This window comes from Anaerococcus urinomassiliensis, assembly GCF_900128425.1.
Taxonomy (GTDB): Bacteria; Bacillota; Clostridia; order Tissierellales; family Peptoniphilaceae; genus Anaerococcus; species Anaerococcus urinomassiliensis.
Map to the genome: position 1 here is coordinate 1 of NZ_LT635780.1, position 1,262 is coordinate 1,262.

General features: G+C 29.6%; 2 protein-coding genes. Both read right to left on the reverse strand.

Annotated elements, in window-relative coordinates; translation table 11 throughout:
- Positions 1-880, reverse strand: an 880-nt coding sequence (locus tag BQ7474_RS00055; protein ID WP_143179971.1) for a recombinase family protein, incomplete at its 3' end; no start/stop codon positions are given.
- Between the two features lie 55 nt (positions 881-935).
- Positions 936-1,073 carry a hypothetical protein gene (locus BQ7474_RS10675; protein ID WP_004838640.1) on the reverse strand — a complete coding sequence of 46 codons (138 nt, stop codon included), beginning with the start codon at positions 1,071-1,073 and terminating at the stop codon, positions 936-938.
- Positions 1,074-1,262 lie beyond the last annotated feature (189 nt).

Sequence of the window (1,262 nt, forward strand, 5' to 3'; positions counted from 1 at the left end):
TTGATATAATTGGCTCGTGATGATTTTCAATATGATATTTATCAGATTCACCAAAGTTTGCTAGTCTTCTTTTTGTTATGGGATCAACTGTGAAGGTCTTTCCCATTAGTATATCGCCAATATACTTTTCATTTTTAATTACTCCTAACACTGTAGTGTCAGACCATTTTGTTTTACCTCTAGGAGTGAGATATCCTTGTTCTTCTAGTTCCCTACCAATGACCGAACCACCATTGCCTTCTAAATATCTTTTAAAGATATATCTAACAATCTTAGCTTCTTCTTCATTTATAGAGACACTTTTTGTTATAGGGTCATAGTCGTATCCAAGGCAACCTTGAAAACCAATAAGCTCCCCTTTTTCCATTTTCATTTTTAGTCCTTTTTTCACATGGGCTGAGGTATTTTCTACTTCTTGTTGAGCTACTGAACTTAATATTGTTAATAGTAGCTCTCCATCCATTGTCAAAGTATCTATATTTTCTTCTTCAAATACTACACCAACATTATTTTCCTTTAATAATCTTACATATTTCAAAGTATCTAATGTGTTTCTAGCAAATCTTGATATAGATTTTGTTATTATCATATCTATATCTCCATTTTGACAATCGCTAATCAGTCTCATGAAATCAGCTCTTTTAGTAGCAGTTGTTCCTGTTGTTGCTTCATCTGCGTATATACCAGCTAAAGTCCAGTTCTTATTGTTTTTTATTAGATTTGTATAATAATCAACTTGCGATTTGTATGATTCAAGTTGGTCTTTACTATCAGTGCTAACTCGACAATATGCTGCAACTCGTTTTAAATCTAAATGTAGTGCATTTCTATTTCTTGCTCCTGTATTTGAAGCTTTTATTAATTTTACTTTAGTATTCATTTTACCTCCTTCCCATTTTGTATCTTTCTACAGTGTTATTATATCACAAATTTAACTACTTTCTATCTCTCTTCTTATAATCATTTTCTATTCTATTTTTTATTTTTGTATATTCCTTATCATTAATTAATTTAAGATCATAAAGTCTACATAACATAGCAACTCTCATACTATAAATCTTTATTGCTTGCATTTTACCTCCTATGTAAATTATTTTTTTACCTTGATAAGTGGATTAAATTTGAAATATGCTAATCTCACATAATCAATTTCAAGAATATTCACACTTCAAAGTATTTTGATTTTTATAGAAAGATGATAAAACACCCCTCACTTTATAAAGTGAAATTTGCCCTCTTTGGTAACCAGAATTTTTATTTTT

What these genes read in the sequence shown, in the direction of transcription:
- BQ7474_RS10675 (WP_004838640.1), bottom strand. Translation starts at nt 1,073, where the DNA reads ATGCAAGCAATAAAGATTTATAGTATGAGAGTTGCTATGTTATGTAGA.